Below are 17,945 nucleotides of genomic sequence, written 5' to 3' on the forward strand. Positions count from 1 at the left end.
AAGGGGCAGTCACATGGCCGTCACACAGCGCCGGGGCCGCAGGATCATGATGACACCGGACGAGCTCGACGAATTCCTGTCCACACAGCGGACCTGCCGGGTGGCCACCGTCTCGCCGGACGGCGCCCCGCATCTGAGCACGCTCTGGTTCGCGTGGGACGGCACGTCACTGTGGCTGTACTCGATCACACGCAGCAAACGCTGGGCCGACTTGCGGAACGATCCGCGGATAGCCGTCGTCGTCGACGCGGGAGAGGAGTACGGCGAGCTGCGCGGCGTCGAACTGACCGGCAGCGTCGAGTTCATCGGCGAGATACCCCGCACCGGCGAGGAGCAGGTCCCCGAACTCGAGACTCCCGAGCAGCTCTTCGCGCGGAAGAACTTCGGCATGGACCAGATGCCGCACGACGGCAGACACGGGTGGCTCCGGCTGACACCGAAGGCGATCGCGTCCTGGGACTTCCGCAAGCTGGCGGCGCAGTAGCCGAACGTGCGGTGGGCGATGGGCGCCGCACCGCGCCGAGCGCGGCGCCTCTTTCGCCTGGTTCCGCACCGCCGGCGTGCGCGGACCCAGGCCACCGGCCCGCGCGCCCGGCCACACTGCCCTCGCCGGACGAGCACAGTCCTGCCGCGGGGCCAAGCCCCCGACTGCGGCCCTGGTCGCCCCGGCACAAGGCGCGACGCCGGACCTACAGAGTGCTGTGCTCACTTGGGCCGGTTCGTCCGCGGCTGCCGAGAAGCCGCGGGCCGACGCCAATCCAGTCCGGCCCCATCCAGCTCGTCAGGTCCGGCAAGCACGGAGCCGGTACGCGGCCGCTCCCCCCAACGCCGGACAGCACCCAGCCCGGAGCCCGCCCGGAGGCCAAGCGCACCCCGCGCCGGACAAGGTTGCCTTGCCGAGGCGCCAAGCCCCGCACGTCAACCAAGCGCCGCCCCCGCCGAGGCGCCAAGCCCCCGCACGTCATCCGACCGCCGCCCCCGCGGCCTGCAGCGCCCTCACCGACGCCCTGATCGACGGCCGGCGGTCGGCGTCGGCGCGCCACACGGCGTAGATGTGCCGCCGCACGCGCTGTCGGACCGGCACCGTCCGCACCCCTTCGGGCACCGGGTCGCGGCCCAGCCGGGGGGCGACGCACACGCCCAGCCCGGCCGCCACGAGCGCCAGCTGTGTGTGGTGCTCCTCGGCTCGATGGGCGATGCGCGGCTCTACGCCCTTGGCGCGCAGGGTGAACATCAGCCACTCGTGGCAGAACTCCCCTTCCGCCCAGGTGATCCAGTCGTCGTCGGCGAACTCGTCGAGGTCCACCTCGTGGCGGTCGGCGAGGGGATGCGAGACGGGCATCGCGACGTCGGCCGGGTCGTCGAGGAGCGACGCCTTGACCAGCCCGTCGGCCAGCGGCAGCGGCTTGTTGTACCAGTCGAGGACGACCGCCATGTCGACGTCGCCGCGGACCACCCCCGCCACCCCTGCCTCGGGCTCCAGCTCCTGGGTGCGCACGCGCAGTCCGGGATGCTCGGCACGCAGCGCGGCGAGGGCCGCGGGAAAGAGCCCCCGTGCGGCCGTCGGAAACGCCGATATCCGCAGCTCGCCCACGACCTGGCCGCGCTGCGCCTCCAGGTCGGACTGGGCGAGCTCGACCTGGGAGAGGATGCGCGCCGCATGGTCGGCGAGCAGGCGGCCGGCGTCGGTGAGGCGGATACCCCGGCCGTTCTTGGCGAGGAGCTGCTGCCCGACCTCGCGCTCGAGCTTGGACATCTGCTGGGAGACGGCCGAGGTCGTGACGTGCAGCCCCGCCGCGGCGCCGCTGACGGAGCCGTGCCGGGCCAGGGCGTCGAGGGTGCGCAGGCGCTCCAGGTTCAACATGTAAGCAATGCTACGCGATACCCGGAAAGAAATCTCGCTTGTGCTAAGAGGTCGTGCTGCGACATCGTGACGGCCATGAGCACCGTCACTCGCCCTCACGGGTCCCGCAGCGCCGCGGCACCGACCGCCGCCCCGCCCGCCACCGCCCCGCCCGCGGGGGCCGCCTCGCCCGCCATCCCACAGCGCCGCCCCGGGCTCGACTGGCGGATCCGTTTCGGCGTGCTGTCACTCGTCTGGGGCTTCAGCTTCCTGCTCATCAAGGTGGGCACACACGGGTACGCGCCGCTGCAGGTGACCCTGGGGCGGCTGCTCTTCGGGACAGCGGTGCTCGCGGTCACGCTTGTCGTCAAGCGGGAGCGTCTGCCGCGCGGAGCGCGTACCTGGGGGCACCTCATGGTGGCGGCGTTTCTGCTCAACGCCCTGCCGTTCTCGCTGTTCGCGTTCTCGGAGCTGACCATTCCGTCGACGCTCGCCGGGATCTGCAACGCCACGACACCGCTGTGGGGCATGGCGCTGTCGCTGGTCGCCCTCTCCGAGGACCGCCCGACGCGGCGCCGGGTCGCCGGGCTCGGGATCGGCTTCATCGGCGTGCTGACGGTGCTGGGCGCCTGGCAGGGCTTCAGCGGTCTGGACTTCGCCGGCACGGCGATGGCGCTCGTGGCGTCGCTGAGCTACGCGATCGGCTGGATCTACGTGCGCCGCACGCTCGCCGGGTCGGGCCACTCCAACCTGTCACTCACGGGCGCGCAGCTCCTGCTCGCGACACTCCAACTGACCGTGGTGACCCCTGTCTTCACGACACTGCCGACACACCTCGCGGTGATCCCGCTGCTCGCGATCGCGGCACTGGGCGTCCTCGGCACCGGCCTCGCCTTCCTCATCCAGTACGGCCTGGTCGCCGAGGTCGGCCCGACGACGGCCCAGATGGTCACGTACTTCGTTCCCGTCATCGCCACGGCAGCAGGCGTCGCCGCGCTCGGGGAGTCCCTGTCGTGGTCGACACCGGTCGGCGCGGTCATCGTCCTGGCGGGCGCGGCACTGACCCAGCCGAGGGCCCGCATACGGACGTAGGAGCGCAACCGTCGTTCCGCGCGCACCGGCCGGTCCGGCCCGGTCCGGACTGGGCCGGACCGGACCCGCAGGCGTACTGCGCTGAGACCGGCCCCGTCAGTCGTACCGCCGCGCCGGAGCCGGGCCGACGGCGGATGCGACGGCGTCGGCCACCGGCCCGACGTCCTCGGCGGCGAGCGCCGAGACGGTGATGCGGACGCCGGGCGGTGCGCTCATGCGGAAGCGCGCCCCCGGCGCGACGGCCCACCCGGCGTGCAGCAGGCGCGCCACCACCCCCGTCTCGTCCGGCACCGGCACCCACACGTTCATACCGCTGCGTCCGTGCGCCTCGATGCCCCGCTCGGCAAGGGCGGCGATCAGCGCGTCGCGGCGCCGCCCGTAGGAAGCGGCGACCGCCGCCTCGTCGACCGCTCCCCCGGTCCAAAGGTGCACGACGGCACGCTGCAGCAGACGGCTCACCCAGCCGGGGCCGAGCCGCTGTCTGCCCAGTACGCGGTCGACGGTGAGCGGATCGCCGGTGAGTACGGCGAGGCGCAGATCGGGCCCGTACGCCTTGGCGGTCGAGCGGACGAACGCCCAGCTGTGCGTGGCACCGGCGAGGGGGTGGAGGGGCAGGTCGACGATGCCGTGCCCGTGGTCGTCCTCGATCAGCAGCACCTCTCGGTGCGCGGCGAGGACTTTGCGCAGGGCACGCGCGCGTGCGGCACTCACGGCGGCGCCGGTGGGGTTCTGCGCACGGGCCGTGACGACGACAGCGCGCACACCGCCGAGCAGCGCCTGCTGCACCTCGTCCGGCAGCGGCCCGTCGTCGTCGACACCGACGGGGGCCGTACGCAGGCCGAGCGCGGGTACGAGATCGAGCATGCTGCCCCAGCCCGGGTCCTCCACGGCGACCGCGTCCCCGGGCTTGAGGTGCGCGGCGAGCACTCGCTCGATCGCGTCGAGCGCCCCGGAGGTGACGGCGAGGGGACCGTCGGGCACGCCGTCCGCGTCGAAGGCCACGCGCGCATGGCGGGCGAGTTCCGGATCGACGGCAGCCTGTCCGTAGAGCACCGGGTGCCCGTCCCCCTGCGCCGCGGCCGCCGCGAACGCGTCGGCGAGTGGTGGCAGCAGCGCGGGGTCCGGGTTGCCGTTGGACGCGTCCCGCACCCCCGGCGGCACGTCGACACGGTTCCGGCCGCGCGCCGTGGTGGCCGGCTTGGGGCGGATACGGCTGCCGCGTCGCCCCGCCGTCTCGATGACGCCGCGTTCGCGCAGCGTGCGATAGGCGGCCGCCACCGTATTCGGATTGACCCCCAGCTGCTGCGCCAACTCCCGCATAGGTGGCAGGAGTTGACCCGGCTCCAGGTCCCCGGAACCCACCGCACGCTCGATGCTGCCAGCAATCTCAGCTGCGCGACGACCAATGATCCGATACTCTCCTAGCACAAAGCCGAGTATGCACTAGTGCAATCGCGGCAGGCAAGCCCGTTCACGGACCAGCCAGCACCAAGCCCGCAGCACCGCAGCACCGCAAGGAGACGAGCCATGCCGGACCAGACCGCCTACGCCACGACCGAGCGCACCATCCCCACCCGGGGCCGCAAGCGCGCGTCGTACGACCGCGCGCTGGTGCACTCGATACTCGACGAGGCCTACGTCTGCCATCTCGGATTCGTACGCGATGGTGCTCCGGTCGTCCTGCCGACCCTGTACGGCCGGGTGGGCGAGCGACTGTACGTGCACGGTTCGACCGGCTCGCGGCCGCTGCGGATGGCCGGTCAGGCCGATCCGGGACTTCCCGTGTGCCTCACCGTGACCCATGTCGACGGGCTGGTCCTCGCACGGTCCGCGTTCCACCACTCGATCAACTACCGCTCCGTGGTGGTGCACGGCGTGGCCCACCAGGTCACCGACCCCGAGGAACTGCGTACCGCCCTGGACGCGCTCGTCGACCACGTCGTGCCCGGTCGCGCCGCCGACTCGCGCCCCGCCAACGCGAAGGAGCTCGCGGCGACCGCGGTGCTGCGCCTCGACCTCGAGGAGGTCTCCTCGAAGGTGCGCACCGGCGGCCCCAACGACGAGCCGGAGGACCTGGACCTTCCCCACTGGGCGGGCGTGGTGCCCCTGCGCAAGGGCTATGACCCCGTCATTCCCTCGGAGGACCTGGACAGCTCCGTGGAGATCCCCGCCTACCTGGCCGGTCTGTGATGCTGATCCACCCCTGGGACGCACCGCGCGACGACGCCGAATGGCAGCACTGGCTCGCCGCCCACGACTTCGGGCAGCTCGCGGTCAACGGCCTGCCCGGCGACCCGCCCCACGTCCAGCCCATGCTTCCCCAAGTTCTCAACTGCGTTCGAGCAGGGGAGACCCCATCCGTCTACGACGCCGCCGGGCGCGGCCCGCGCGGCGATGTGATCGCCCATCTCTCGCGCCACAACCCGCTCTGGCCGGCCCTGGAGTCGCATCCCGAGGTGCTGCTGAGCGTGGTGGACGACTACGTGTTCGTACCGGGCCCGTGGCAGGCCCCGGAGGACACGCCGCCCGAGCACGGCGTCCCCACCAGCTTCTACGCCGCGGTCCAGCTCCGGTGCTCCGCCGCCGTCGTGGACGACCCGCACGAGAAGGCCGAGCTGCTGAACCGGCAGTCGACCCACTTCCAGCCGGATGTCGGCTCCCCCGGCGCCGCCGTGGGGGCCGCTCCGTACGGTCGCCTGCTCTCCGGGATCCGCGGGCTGCGCCTCGAAGTGACGGACGTCCGGGCGAAGTTCAAGTACGCGAGCCAGAAGCCGGAAGCGGTGCAGGACCGGATCGCAGCGGGCCTCGCGGAGCGGTCGGGTCCGCGGGACGCCGAGGCCAGGGCCCATCACCTGCGCAGACGCCCGGCGTGACCGTGGTGCGTGATGGCCCTTATGCGGGGCCACCGCGCGCCGACAGTCCAGTGGCCACGTCGTGTTCGCCCTGGTCACGTCGTCCGCCTGGCTCGCCCTCACCGGCCGAGGTCCCCTCGGCGCCCGGCAGCGCGCCCGCGACCGGCTCCGCCGAGGGCTTCGCCGGGGTCGACGACTGTGCGATGAACGCGCCGACCAGCACCACGGCCCCGCCGAAGATCTGCGGCGTCGACAGGTGTTCGCCGAGCATGACCCAGGCGAAGAGGGTGGCGACGACCGCCTCGAGGCAGGCCACGACGCCCGCAACCTGCGGGGAGAGCCTGCGCACGGACAGCACGCCCGTGACGTAGGCGACAACGGTCGCGACGAGGACGAGCCAACCGAGCAGCAGATACGCCGCGACCGGTGTGCCATCCATGTGCGCGGTTCCGGCTAGCACTGACCAGTCCATGCCCCAGGGGCGCGCGACGACCGTCAACAGCGCGGCGCCGACCAGCAGTCCGTAAGCGATGACGCCGAGCGGGTCCGGCGCCTCGTCGCCCGCGTCGCTGCCCTGGTCGGACAGGACGAAGTAACCCACCTGGCAGCAGGCCGCACACAGGGCGAGCAACAAGCCGACCGCGTCGAAGCCCAGACCCGACCACACCTCGACGACGCAGGCGAGGCCGCCGACCGCGAGGACGACACCGAGCGCGGCGGCCCGGGTCACCGGCCGCCGCTGCACGAAACGCACCCAGCCGAGCAGCAGCGCCGGGGCCAGATACTCGACGAGCAGCGCGACTCCGACAGGGATACGGGATATCGCGGCGAAGTAGCAGGCCTGCACACCGGCGACACCGAGCAGCCCGAACCCGGCCAGCAGAGCGGGGCGCCGGCGCACCAGGGAGCGGTGGCGCCAGGCGACGGGCAGCATCACGAGGGCGGCACCCGTCGCCCTGAGCCAGACCACGTGCAACGGGTCGAGACCCGCTTCGATCAGCGGTTTGGCCGCGACCCCCGAACCGCCGAAGGCGAGCGCCGACGCGAGGGCGAGGCCCAAGCCGACGCCCCTTCCGTGGTTGACCTGAATCCCCTGAGACGCATGCACCGGCACATCATGGCAGGCGCCGTCATGACCGTCACCCCCATTGACACCTGTCTCAATCGATGGACCCGGCCCGGCGGCTGCCGCCGCGGCCGGGCTCCCGTTCGATGCCCGCTCTCAGCGCCGTCATCAGCCCCCCTCGGCACCGCCGACGCACTCACATTCCGACTCGATACGCAGAAGCAACCGCCCGGCGTCGACCCCGGCCCGCCCCAGCACCTCGACCGCGCGGCAATCGGGGTCCGCGGCCAGCGCCGCCAGGAGATCGACGCCGCGCGCCTGTGACTCGCCGCGGAGCCGGGCGCGCTCTCGGGTCGCGTCCATGGCGGTGGCCGCCGCGGGAGACCAGCCCGCACCCGCTACGACGGGCAGGGCACCGGAGTCCTCGACGGTGCTCTGCCATCGCAGTCCGTACCCGATGCTGCGCTGCACGAGATAGCCGAGCAGCCGCGCGACCTGCGCTTCCCCTTCGAAGACCGCCCGCACATCCGGGTCGGACTCCAGCAGGGTGTGCAGCAGATGCGCGGTGTCGATCTGCCGGTCCCCGTCCCGCACCGCCCGTCGCCGCGCACCCGCGACCACCGAGGCCAGCTCCGCGCTGAGTCCGGCGTCGGGCTCGGCACGGTTCGGGCCGCGGTCCACGGCCTGGAGGGGGATTCGAGGTTGCACGTCTCCCACCCCATCAGCCTCTGCGGCCCATGGCATCCGCGGTGGGAAGCATTTTCGCGTCCAACACAGGTTGGGCAAACATGAGCGGGTTCTCCTCCTTACGGATGAGATCGCGCCGTTTTCCCGGATCGGGGGGCGCGCCGCCTCGCCTCGACTCTCCCGAGGCAACCCCGCCTCGACGCGTCCACAAATTTTCTGACGGTTCATCAGTATTGAATGTTCCAGGCCCTGCGGCTACGTTCCGCGACACCGTTGCTGCGCCGGGCGCAGCGCACGACGAGATGGGGTGGTCGCATGGCCGAAGTCAGCGTGGAAGCACGCATCGAGGCGCCTGCCGAGAAGGTCTGGGCGCAGCTCACCGACTTCTCCTCCTACGGCGAGTGGAACGCCACGCACACGAGCTTCCCGAAGGGCGGCCCGGCCGTACTGGAGGTGGGCGGCACGTTCGAGGAGAACATGAAGCTGATGGGCTTCCCCGCCGAGGTGCTCTGGACCATCGCGGAGCTGGAGACGGCCCGGACCCTGGCCATCCAGGGCAAGGGACCGATGGCCGTCAACGTCTCCACGCGCTACTCGCTGACGCCCGACGGTGACGCCACGAAGGTCCGCATCGACGGGGAGTTCACCGGGGCTGCCGTGTCGCTGATGGCCGGCAAACTCAAGGACTCCGCAACGGCCGCGCTGAACGAGTCACTGCGCAAGCTGGGCGGACTGGTGACCTGAGCCGAACCGGCACACCATCGGGCACGCCCGAACCGGCACACCATCGGCTACGTGAAGGCGCCCCGCACTGCGCAGTGCGGGGCGCCTTCACGCCGTACGCCCGTCAGGCGTCGACATCAGTGGCCTCAGTCCTCGTCGGCCAGGATCAGGTACAGCTTCTTGCGGGACTCGTTGATCACGGAGAGCGCCTTCTCGCGCTGCTCCTTGGTGCCGGTCTTCCAGACCTGCCCGAACGCCTCCATCAGACCGAAGCCGGCCTGCCGGATCTCGTTCAGCGCTTCCCAGTCGACCCCGCGCCCGGCCTCTTCCCAGGGCGCCTCGGGGCCCTCGTCGGCCGCTGCGCGACCCGACTCGGTGAGTGAGAACAGCTTCTTGCCGCCCTCGTCCGCGCTGACGATCAGGCCTTCGTCCTCGAGCAGCTGGAGCGTCGGGTACACCGACCCGGGGCTGGGCTTCCACGCCCCTCCACTCCGCTCGCCGATCTCCCGGATCATCTCGTAGCCGTGCATCGGACGGTCCTTGAGCAGGGCGAGAATCGACGCGCGGACGTCACCGCGCCGCGCCCTGCCCCTCGGACCTCCCGGCCCGCCTCGGCCGCCACGCCCGCCCCAGGGTCCACCTGGGCCGAAGCCGGGGCCGAAACCGCCCGGGCCGAACGGGCCGAAAGCGGCCCGACGCCCTTCGAAGCCGCCCCGACCGTGATGGCCGGGACCCAACGGCCCCTTTCCGTGTGCATGTCCATGTTCGTATCCATGGGAACGCATCGCAATCGCTCCTTCCATCGTTGATCGGTCGCGATGCGTCAACGATATATCGGAATCGCTCGGATGACAATGCCTTCTTTCGCGATCCCCGTGAGACCTTCAGCGAGAGTTGTCACTTTTCAGCGAGAGACGACACCAACGGAACCGGTACTCACGGCGTCACCGCGTACGGACATCAGGCTCGCGCGATCATCCCGGTCAGACCGGCCGTACGCCCATCAGGCGGACGCGTACAGACCACCGGGGAACTCGGCACCGGAGCGTCGGGGCCGGGCGGGCGGGCATCGGGAGGACAGTGGCGCCCCGGCGCAGGGCTTCGTTTTCGAGGGCGAGCTGCCGGATGATCTCCTCGCACAGCTGCAGGGTGCGGCGTAGGTCGGTGTTCTGCCGTAGCCGGTGCATTCGCCTCGGTGCGCCCGCTGGTCGTCCCGCCGGTCGCGCGCTGGGCGAGTGCGGGCACGCGGGCCTGAGGTGTCGTCGATCAGGTCACCGTAGTGGCGGGGTCCAGCTAACACGGATCGGTGTGCCCGGCCTCCGAACGACGGCAGGTGCACGACGGTGAGGGCGGTGGGGGCGGGCACGGTAGAAGGCACCGTGCGGGAACGCGAGCGCCAAGCGCCGCTCGACCTCAGGGTCAAGCGGCGGGTGACAGGCGTCGCCTTGATATGCAGCCCTTTCTCATGCGCTCTTGGCGAATTTGCCCTTCCATGCGAGGTCGAGCGCCTGCAGGAACGCCTCGACCGGCTGGGCGCCGGACACGGCGTACTGCCCGTCGAAGACGAAGAACGGAACTCCGCCGATGCCGAGTTGTCCGGCCTGCCGTACATCGGCATCGACGTCGGCGTCGAACGCGCCGCTGTCCAGCGCCTCACGGGCGGCGGTCCGGTCGAGGCCGATCTCCGCGGCCAGGCCGGCGAGGACGTCGTGGTCGCCGACATTGAGGCCGTCGGTGAGGTAGGCGCGGAAGAGCCGCTGGACCATGTCGTGCTGACGGCCCCGGCTCCCGGCCCAGTGGATCAGCCGGTGGGCGGCGCGTGTGTTGGTCGCGATGGCGGAGTCGAGGCGGAAGTCCAGCCCGATCTGGGCGGCACGGGCAGAGACCTGGGCGTTCATCGCCTTGGCCTGCGCCTTGGGGAAACCTCGCTCGTTCGCCAGCAGTTCATTGAGGTCGACGGCATGGTCGGTCGGCAGATGCGGCATCAACTGGTAGCTGTGATACCGGATCTCGACGTCGGAGCCGTGGGGAAATCTCTCCACGGCCTGCGCGAGCAGCGTGTCGCCGATGTAGCAGAACGGGCACATGACGTCGCTCCACACATCGACGACGAACCGGCCCTCCGGGTGCTCGTATGCGCTCATCAGGAGCACCCCCCGTCCACTGCGCACACGCCCACGCTGTCGTCCGACGCGAGCATCACGAATACGGGACGCACCTCGGTCGCTTCAGGCTGGTCGGCCCGATCAGGAATGTGCCGAGCGACCGTATCGCCCGCCTGCACCGAGACGGTGTTCTGACTTGATGTCATGTTCGACGTACCTCTTTCCGGAGAGGGTTACGCGGCGGCCTGCGGTGTCAGCGACTCCGGGTGGAACTGCTCGACGCGGTCCCGCTTGATGTACATGTCCCAGTAGTGCTCGGCGAGGTCGTCCGGGTCGACGACCGGCAACCGCGGGCCGTCGCCCGACTCGGCCTCGATCTGGGCCGCGGCCGCCTCGCCCATCTCGCTGCGGGCGATCGAGGCCCCGATGGTCAGGGTGCCGGCGTAGACCCCCGTGCCGGCCAGCTCGGCGTTGAGGGAGTACAGGTAGTTGCGTGCGGCGGACATCACCGGGCCCACGCCGCTGAGGTGGGGCATCGGCTGCGCCGCCGAGTAGCCCTGCGTCAGCAGGAAGGTACCGTCGCCGCGCTCGGTCCACTCCGGCAGCACGGCCTGGACCACCTCGACCGGGGTGAGCAGCAGCAGCGGGGACAGGCCCTCCAGCGTGGCCGCGTCCAGCTCGGAGGCCGCCGTGAAGCCCTGGTCGCCGCTGATCGGCCCGTACTCGACCACGTCGATCCGGCCGAAGCGGTCACGGATCGCCTCGACGAGAGCGGGCACCTCGGCGGGCTTGGAAAGGTCGGCGGAGAAGGCGACTGCCTCGATGCCTTCGTCGGCGAGCTGCTCGACGAGGGCGTCCAGCCGGTCCTTGCGGCGGGCCACCAGGGCGACCCGGAAACCCTCGCGCCCGAAGCGGCGGGCCACGGATACACCGAGACCGGTACCGGCACCGAAGACGGCGATCACTTTGGACATGGGACTGCTCCTTGCCGGCAAATAATCTTGACCCATAGGTCAACTTACTTCCTCGACAGTAGCATGTAACTTGACCATAGGGTCAAATTGATGTTCTCCGAGAGTGCGACCATGGAGGCCGCAACGCCAGGGCCAGGAGGGACGACCAAATGCGGGCCGACGCGCGACGAAACGCGGAGAAACTGCGGGCAGCCGCTGCCGAGCTCTTCCAGGAGCGCGGCCTCCAGGTGTCCCTGAAGGAGATCGCCCGCCGGGCCGGCGTGAGCCACGGCACCCTCTACAACCTCTTCGGCACCCGCGAAGCGCTCATCGACGAAGTCGTGACCGACCTGGCCGCGGGCCGCCTCGACGAAGTCGCCGAGCACGCCCTGGCCTTCGAGGACGCCTGGGAGGGGTTCGCGTACTACATCGAGAAGCTCTGCGAACTACAGGCCGCCGATCCCGCGGTCGCCGACGTGGTCAGCGGACGCTACCCGGGCGCTGAGCGCCTGATGACCGTCTGCGGCCGGGCACAGGACGCCGCCACGCGGATCATCGAACGCGCCCAGCAGGCCGGCACCCTCCGCCCGGACTTCACCGGCGAGGACCTCCTGTTCGTCCTCGGCGCCAACGCTCTGCTCGCCCGCGCGGCCGCGGACGTCGCGCCCGACGCCTGGCGACGCGGTGTCGCCTTCCTGCTCGACGGTCTGCGCACACAAGCCGCACAGGGGCCGCTGCCCGTCGATCCGCTGACCCGGCAACAGATGTACGACGTGATGGGCAGGCTCGCCCGCACGCCATAGCAAGCACGGACGCGGCAGGGAGGGGCGGCCGGCAGGTTCCAGTCCGCCATGCACGAAACCCCTCCGTGACACCCGGTTGCGAGCCAGCCGAAGGCCGGGGACCCGGCTCGGCGATGAACGCCCCGCGAGTGCGGGCCGGCACTCTCTGAAAGTCTCACCCCGACTGGCACGACCGGCACACGAAGGGGCCAGGTTCCCGCGATTGGCCTTGGCCTCCGGCTGCCGGACGCCCCTAACGTCGCCTCCATGCGGATTCGAATCGTCGATGCCTTCACCGACCGCCCCTTCGGCGGCAACCCGGCCGGAGTCGTGCTCCTGGAGGAATTCCCGGACGCCGAGTGGCTCCAGCAGGTGGCCACCGAGGTCAACCACGCGGAGACCGCGTTCGCGCACCCGCTGCCCGAGGGCGGCGAGGCCGACTGGGCACTGCGCTGGTTCACGCCCGCCACCGAGGTCGACCTGTGCGGCCATGCGACGCTGGCCACCGCCCACGTCCTGCACACCACCGGCGCCGCCGAGGGCACGGTGCGCTTCGCCACCCGCAGCGGCGTCCTCGCCGCGACCACGCACGCGGACGGCAGCATCACGCTGGACTTTCCCACCGCCCCGCTCACGCAGGTGGACATCCCGGAAGGGGTTGCGGCCGCCCTGGGTGCCCAGCCGCTCTCCGCGCACGACACCGGGCCCCACATCGGCGACCTACTCGTCGAGCTGGCCGACGAAAAGGCGGTCCTCGCGCTCGCCCCCGATCTCAAGGCCCTGGTCGCGCACTCGGAGCGCGGCATCATCGCGACCGCCCGCGCCGAAGACCCGGCCCGCGGCTACGACTTCGTCTCGCGCTGCTTCTTCCCGCGTGTCGGCATCGACGAGGACCCTGTCACGGGCAGTGCGCACACGGCACTCGCACCCTTCTGGTCCGAGCGCCTGGGCCGTACAGAACTCACGGGCCTGCAGGCCTCGGCCCGCTCCGGCCTGGTCCGTACAGAGGTTCAGGGCGACCGCACGCTGCTGACCGGCCGCGCGGTCACGGTCATCGAGGGCGAGCTCTTCGCCTGACGGCACCTGGCACAACAGGCGCCTGACCGCACTGTGGGGGCGTACGAGCAACTCCGTACGCTCCCACGCGGCACGTCACGCAGCAAGTCATGCCGTCACGCGGTCACGCCGTGGGCAGCCACCCCACCTTCCCGGCCAGCAGCGCGTACCCGACGAACGCCCCGATGTCGAGCAGCGAGTGGGCGACCACCAGCGGTCCCACCCGGCCCCATCGCCGGTACAGGAGCACGAAGACGACGCCCATCGCCATGTTGCCGACGAACCCGCCGACGCCCTGGTAGAGGTGGTACGAGCCACGCAGCACCGAGCTGCCCACCAGCGCGGCGACGGGCGTCCACCCCAACTGGCCGAGCCGGCGCAGCAGATAGCCGACCACGATCACTTCCTCCAGGACGGCGTTCTGGATCGCCGCCAGGATGAGCACGGGGTACTTCCACCACACGCCGGGCAGCGCCTCCGGCACCACCGTCAGGTTGAACCCGAGGCCGCGTGCCGCCAGGTAGAAGGCGATTCCCGTACTGCCGATCACCGCGGCGACCACGGCGCCGCGCCCCAGATCGGTCCAGGGCCGGGAGCGGTCGAAGCCGATCGTGCGCAACCCCGCACGCTCCCGCAGCAGGAAGTGCGCGACCAGCGCCACAGGCACCAGCGCGGTCGCGATGCCGAACAGCTGCCAGGCGAGATCAAGCCACGGGCGGCCCGGGGCCGCCGAGGCGTTCATCGTGGCCGCCTGGTCCTTCAGGCCGCCCGGCTTGGTGACCGAACCGACAAAGCTGATCAGTGCGGACACACCGCTCGCACCGAGCGAAAGCCCCAGAACGAGAAGCGTCTCGTCCCGGAAAATCCGCCGTGAGAGCCGCTCCTCCGGAAAAGAACCGGCCACCGGTTCCGCCTCCGCCTGCACTCCTGCCTCCAGTTGACTAATCCCGCCTCATGGCCACCGTCGTCCCGCTAGGGTCTCGAAAGCAGGTACGAAGATCGTGCGCGACCGGCCGGGGGGACGGACGCTGTGGAGGCGTACCTCCCCCTTTTCCTTGCTCTACCGCTCAAGGCTTATCAAGGAGGGGCACCACCGCCATGGGACGTCACAGCTTGCCCGACGAGTATGGGACAGCCGACATCGAGTCCCCTCCTCGCGCCCGCCGCCGTGCCATGGCCATCGCCACGGTCCTGGTGCTGGGCGTCGCCGCGGGCACGGCGGGCGCGGTGCGCGGCGGCCTGCTGTCGTTCGGCGACTCGTGCGACGGCAACACGGTGCACCTCAAGGTGGTCGCCTCCCCCGATATCGCCCCGGCCCTGCGCTCGGCCGCCGCGTACGTCCGCGACAAGGACGTCACCTCCGACGGGAACTGCATGGAGATCCGGGTGACCGCGCGCGAGGCGTACGAGGTCGCTGCCGCCCTGAAGGCGGGCAAGGACCAGCCGGACTACCAGGTGTGGGTTCCGGACTCCGACCTGTGGGTCGAGCGGACCACCGGCGGCGCGGCCACGTCCGTCATGACAGCCGGCAACATCGCCTCGTCCCCGATCGGGGTGGCCATGGTCCCGTCGGCCGCCGAGTCGCTGGGCTTCCCGAAGAAGACGTACACCTGGGCTGAGCTGACGGGCGCGGCGATGCAGGACGAGAAGCTGCGGCTCGGCGCCGCGGACCCGGCGCGCAGCGCGACCGGCCTGCTCGCCCTCACGAAGCTGGGCGCGTCCGCGAAGAAGGCCGACCCGGACGGGGACACGCAGGTGGCCGCGATGGCGAAAGTGCTCTCGCAGCGCACGGCCGACAGCGACTCCCAGGCCTTGGAAACACTCGCCCGCGACTCCTCGGGCACCGAGGAGGGCAACCCGCGCCGCAACCAGGCGCTGTTCCTCTCCGAGCAGGCCGCGTTCACGTACAACTCCTCGGCCGACGGCGGGGACAGTCTCGACCTCTTCTACCCCAAGGACGGATCACCGCAGCTCGACCACCCCTTCACAATGGTCGACGAGACACGGCTGACCACGGACGAGAGCCGCGCGGCCCTGCGCTTCATGACGCTGCTCGGCGAGGACGCCGGGCAGCGGATCCTGACCGAGCACGGGTTCCGCACGGACGAGGACACGGCGTCGGAAGAGCTCGTCACGGAGGCCGGCGGCCGCTCACCGCAGCCCTACGCCGAGGCGCCCGCCGAAGACCCCGACGAGAAGGACCTCCAGGAGACGCTGGGCATGTGGACGATCACGGTACAGAGCGCCCGGCTCACCACGGTCGTCGACGCATCGGGCTCCATGGCGGAGATCGTCCCGGGGCGCGGCCAGTCCCGCATGGAGGTGACCAAGGCGTCACTGCTGCAGGCTCTCGCCCAGTTCACGCCGGAGGACGAGATCGGTCTGTGGGAGTTCTCCACACACCTCGACGGTGTCCGCGACTACCGCGAGCTGGTGCCGACCGAACGCCTCGGCGACAGTAAGGGCAACGGAACACAGCGCGACAAGCTGTCCGCCGCCTTCGCCGCCCTGCAGCCCGTTCAGGGCGGCGCGACAGGCCGCCTGTACGACACCACGCTCGCCGCGTACGAGGCGGCCGCGTCCTCGTACGTGGACGGCAAATTCAACGCCCTGGTGATCCTCACCGACGGCGTGAACCAGGACCCCGGGAGCATCTCCCGCTCCCAGCTGATCTCCAAGCTGCAGCGGCTCGCCGACCCGAAACGCCCCGTGCCGCTCATCGCCATCGCCGTGGGCCCCGAAGCGGACGAGAAGGAGCTGCAGGCCATCGCCACGGCCACCGGCGGCTCGGGCCACCGGGTCACCGATCCGTCGCAGATCCACGCGGTCATCCTGAAGGCGATCATGGAGGCCGGCTCCCAGGGTTGACCGCTGTGCCGCGGTGGCGGGATCGCCGGACGCAACGCAGCGCCTGCCCTCACCCCGTCGGCACCGCCGCAGGCAGCCCCACCGGCCAGGTGTGCACCGGCTCACCCGCGCGCATCAGCTCGCAGTAGCGCCGGGTAGTGGCGGCGAGCGCGGCATCCCGGTCGAGGCCGCTCTCCAGCGCACGGTGGAACGTGGCCGCCTGCCAGGTCGCACCGTTGACCCGCCTGTGGCACCGCTCCTCGATCACGCCGAGGTAGAAGTCGCGGTCGGCGGCCTCGACGCCCCACGCGTCGAGGCCCGCGGCGGCGAGCGGCAGCAGCTCGTCACGTACGAGGGTCACTGCCGGCACCTTGGCCGTCCCGGCGCGCCGGCCGGGGCGCGGCCATTCCAGCTGCGCCTCGATGCCATTGCGGCATGCCTCCTCGAAGTTGGCGGCAGCGGCCTCGAATGGCATCCGGGTCCACACGGGCCGCGCGTCCGAGGCCAGCGCCCGTACGACGCCGTAGTAGAAGGCGGCGTTGGCGACGACGTCGGTAACCGTCGGTCCCGCAGGCAGTACGCGGTTCTCCACGCGCAGATGGGGGACGCCGTCCGCGACGCCGTAGACCGGCCGGTTCCAGCGGTAGACGGTGCCGTTGTGCAGCACGAGCTCGGCGAGCCGCGGCACCCCTCCCTCATCGAGGACGCTCAGCGGATCCTCGTCGTCGGGGAGGGGAAGCAGCGCGGGGAAGTACTTCAGGTTCTCCTCGAAGAGTTCGTACGCGTCGTTGATCCACCGCTCCCCGAACCAGGTCCGCGGCCGCACGCCCTGCGCCTGCAGCTCGGGCGGGCGAGTGTCGGTGGACTGCAGGAACAGCGGGATCCGGGACTCCCGCCACAGCTCACGCCCGAACAGGAACGGAGAGTTCGCACCCAGGGCGATCTGCACCGCCGCCACGGCCTGCGCCGCGTTCCACACATCCGCGAACCGCTGGGGCGTGACCTGCAGATGGAGCTGCACGGATGTGCAGGCCGCCTCCGGCGCTATGGACGCCGAAGTGCATACGAGATGCTCCACGCCCTCGATGTCGAGGGCGAAGTCCTCTCCGCGGGCCGCCACGATCTGCTGGTTGAGCAGCATGTAGCGATCGACGTCCGAGAGGTTTCCGGAGACGAGGTGATGACGCCCGAGAGTCGGCAGAATGCCGATCAGCGCGATCCCGGCATCGACCTCGTTGGCTTTGCGGTCGGCATATGCGAGCGCGGTCCGCAGCTCCTCGGCCAGCCGGTCGAGAACGCGGCTCTCCAATCGGTGCGGGGCTATGTTCGCTTCCAGATTGAACATTCCCAGTTCGGTCTGGAAATCGCGACTGGCGATGCGCTTCAACACTTCCGCATTCATCATTCGCGGCAGGCCGTCGGATCCGACGAGATTCAGCTCGATCTCCAGACCCATCAGATTCTTGGGCCTGTCGAAGCGCTTCTCCGCCAGGAGGCGCGCCAGCCCCGCCAGGCACTGCCGGAGCTTCCTCCGGTACTCCTGCCGATCGGCCAGGTCGAACGCGACTGCCTCGACCTTCTCCCCCATCGAAGCGTCCCTCCTCGCACGGGCAGCCGAAGCACCGGCCGCAGAGTCATCGGTGATGATGCCCAGGCAATTGATCGATAACGCTCCTTGACCGGCCCATGACCCGGTACGCTCGGCGCGGATGCCACGCGGCACATTCACGGGGCATGCCGCACTCTGCAGATACCGCTCGTAGTTGTCTGGTGAAATAGCCGACGAGTTTCAGCCGTCCGCTTCCACCGGAGAATGCGAGGTCAGGGACTCGACTACCCAGAGAATCGAGACGAACACCTCTTCAAAACGACCGAATACCGCCTTGCCCGCAATACGGCCGACGGCTAGGCGAAACACTGCGTGAACAACTGTCGTATA

The 17,945-nt window shown here is 70.6% G+C and carries 17 protein-coding genes; 8 read left to right on the forward strand and 9 right to left on the reverse strand.

What is annotated here, in order from left to right:
* The first annotated feature begins 13 nt into the window (after nt 1-13).
* Complete coding sequence (locus tag ABT009_RS09310) at nt 14-484, forward strand: pyridoxamine 5'-phosphate oxidase family protein (RefSeq protein ID WP_351291237.1); 471 nt, start codon at nt 14-16, stop codon at nt 482-484.
* A gap of 477 nt (nt 485-961) precedes the next feature.
* On the opposite strand, the gene ABT009_RS09315 is transcribed toward ABT009_RS09310, so the two are convergent.
* Nucleotides 962-1,864 carry a LysR family transcriptional regulator gene (locus ABT009_RS09315; protein ID WP_351291239.1) on the reverse strand — a complete coding sequence of 301 codons (903 nt, stop codon included), beginning with the start codon at nt 1,862-1,864 and terminating at the stop codon, nt 962-964.
* Between the two features lie 75 nt (nt 1,865-1,939).
* Between ABT009_RS09315 and ABT009_RS09320 the strand changes: the two genes are divergently transcribed.
* Nucleotides 1,940-2,935, forward strand: coding sequence for a DMT family transporter (locus ABT009_RS09320; protein WP_351291241.1), 996 nt, complete (start codon nt 1,940-1,942; stop codon nt 2,933-2,935).
* Nucleotides 2,936-3,031: 96 nt separating this feature from the next.
* Here the strand turns inward: ABT009_RS09320 and ABT009_RS09325 are convergent, their stop codons facing one another.
* A complete protein-coding gene (locus tag ABT009_RS09325; protein ID WP_351291243.1) occupies nt 3,032-4,363 on the reverse strand; it encodes an aminotransferase class I/II-fold pyridoxal phosphate-dependent enzyme in 1,332 nt (443 codons plus the stop codon).
* Nucleotides 4,364-4,462: 99 nt separating this feature from the next.
* Between ABT009_RS09325 and ABT009_RS09330 the strand changes: the two genes are divergently transcribed.
* Nucleotides 4,463-5,125, forward strand: coding sequence for a pyridoxamine 5'-phosphate oxidase family protein (locus ABT009_RS09330; protein ID WP_351291245.1), 663 nt, complete (start codon nt 4,463-4,465; stop codon nt 5,123-5,125).
* The gene (locus tag ABT009_RS09335; protein ID WP_351291247.1) at nt 5,125-5,808 is read left to right on the forward strand and encodes an FMN-binding negative transcriptional regulator; all 684 of its coding nucleotides are present in this window, start codon (nt 5,125-5,127) and stop codon (nt 5,806-5,808) included. Before ABT009_RS09330 ends, ABT009_RS09335 begins: the two co-directional genes overlap by 1 nt.
* 19 nt (nt 5,809-5,827) lie before the next feature.
* Here the strand turns inward: ABT009_RS09335 and ABT009_RS09340 are convergent, their stop codons facing one another.
* Together ABT009_RS09340 and ABT009_RS09345 are read right to left on the reverse strand one after the other, a co-directional pair.
* Entirely contained in the window at nt 5,828-6,901 is a 1,074-nt protein-coding gene (locus ABT009_RS09340) for an EamA family transporter (protein ID WP_502989839.1), read from the reverse strand.
* A 120-nt stretch (nt 6,902-7,021) separates the two neighbouring features.
* Nucleotides 7,022-7,561 carry a Clp protease N-terminal domain-containing protein gene (locus ABT009_RS09345; protein WP_351291251.1) on the reverse strand — a complete coding sequence of 180 codons (540 nt, stop codon included), beginning with the start codon at nt 7,559-7,561 and terminating at the stop codon, nt 7,022-7,024.
* A gap of 294 nt (nt 7,562-7,855) precedes the next feature.
* Between ABT009_RS09345 and ABT009_RS09350 the strand changes: the two genes are divergently transcribed.
* On the forward strand, nt 7,856-8,284 hold the full coding sequence (locus tag ABT009_RS09350; RefSeq protein WP_351291253.1) for a type II toxin-antitoxin system Rv0910 family toxin: 429 nt from the start codon (nt 7,856-7,858) through the stop codon (nt 8,282-8,284).
* A 125-nt stretch (nt 8,285-8,409) separates the two neighbouring features.
* Here ABT009_RS09350 and ABT009_RS09355 read toward each other — a convergent pair whose 3' ends face one another.
* The 3 genes from ABT009_RS09355 to ABT009_RS09365 all read right to left on the reverse strand — a co-directional run bounded on the left by ABT009_RS09355 (nt 8,410) and on the right by ABT009_RS09365 (nt 11,342).
* Nucleotides 8,410-9,048 (reverse strand): PadR family transcriptional regulator, encoded by a 639-nt coding sequence (locus ABT009_RS09355; RefSeq protein ID WP_351291255.1) that lies wholly within the window; start codon nt 9,046-9,048, stop codon nt 8,410-8,412.
* Nucleotides 9,049-9,726: 678 nt separating this feature from the next.
* Entirely contained in the window at nt 9,727-10,407 is a 681-nt protein-coding gene (locus ABT009_RS09360) for a DsbA family oxidoreductase (protein ID WP_351291257.1), read from the reverse strand.
* A 194-nt stretch (nt 10,408-10,601) separates the two neighbouring features.
* Nucleotides 10,602-11,342, reverse strand: a complete 741-nt coding sequence (locus ABT009_RS09365; protein WP_351291259.1) for an SDR family NAD(P)-dependent oxidoreductase — start codon at nt 11,340-11,342, stop codon at nt 10,602-10,604.
* A gap of 149 nt (nt 11,343-11,491) precedes the next feature.
* Between ABT009_RS09365 and ABT009_RS09370 the strand changes: the two genes are divergently transcribed.
* Nucleotides 11,492-12,124, forward strand: coding sequence for a TetR/AcrR family transcriptional regulator (locus tag ABT009_RS09370; RefSeq protein WP_351291261.1), 633 nt, complete (start codon nt 11,492-11,494; stop codon nt 12,122-12,124).
* A gap of 246 nt (nt 12,125-12,370) precedes the next feature.
* Nucleotides 12,371-13,180, forward strand: coding sequence for a PhzF family phenazine biosynthesis protein (locus ABT009_RS09375; protein ID WP_351291263.1), 810 nt, complete (start codon nt 12,371-12,373; stop codon nt 13,178-13,180).
* Between the two features lie 103 nt (nt 13,181-13,283).
* Here ABT009_RS09375 and ABT009_RS09380 read toward each other — a convergent pair whose 3' ends face one another.
* Entirely contained in the window at nt 13,284-14,084 is an 801-nt protein-coding gene (locus ABT009_RS09380; RefSeq protein ID WP_351291265.1) for a CPBP family intramembrane glutamic endopeptidase, read from the reverse strand.
* A gap of 173 nt (nt 14,085-14,257) precedes the next feature.
* On the opposite strand from ABT009_RS09380, the gene ABT009_RS09385 reads away from it, so the two are divergent.
* Nucleotides 14,258-16,027, forward strand: coding sequence for a substrate-binding and VWA domain-containing protein (locus tag ABT009_RS09385; protein WP_351291267.1), 1,770 nt, complete (start codon nt 14,258-14,260; stop codon nt 16,025-16,027).
* Between the two features lie 49 nt (nt 16,028-16,076).
* Here ABT009_RS09385 and ABT009_RS09390 read toward each other — a convergent pair whose 3' ends face one another.
* Nucleotides 16,077-17,594, reverse strand: a complete 1,518-nt coding sequence (locus tag ABT009_RS09390; RefSeq protein WP_351291269.1) for a glutamate-cysteine ligase family protein — start codon at nt 17,592-17,594, stop codon at nt 16,077-16,079.
* Nucleotides 17,595-17,945: the final 351 nt, after the last annotated feature.

This window comes from Streptomyces sp. NPDC002896 (assembly GCF_040295225.1).
GTDB lineage: Bacteria > Actinomycetota > Actinomycetes > Streptomycetales > Streptomycetaceae > Streptomyces.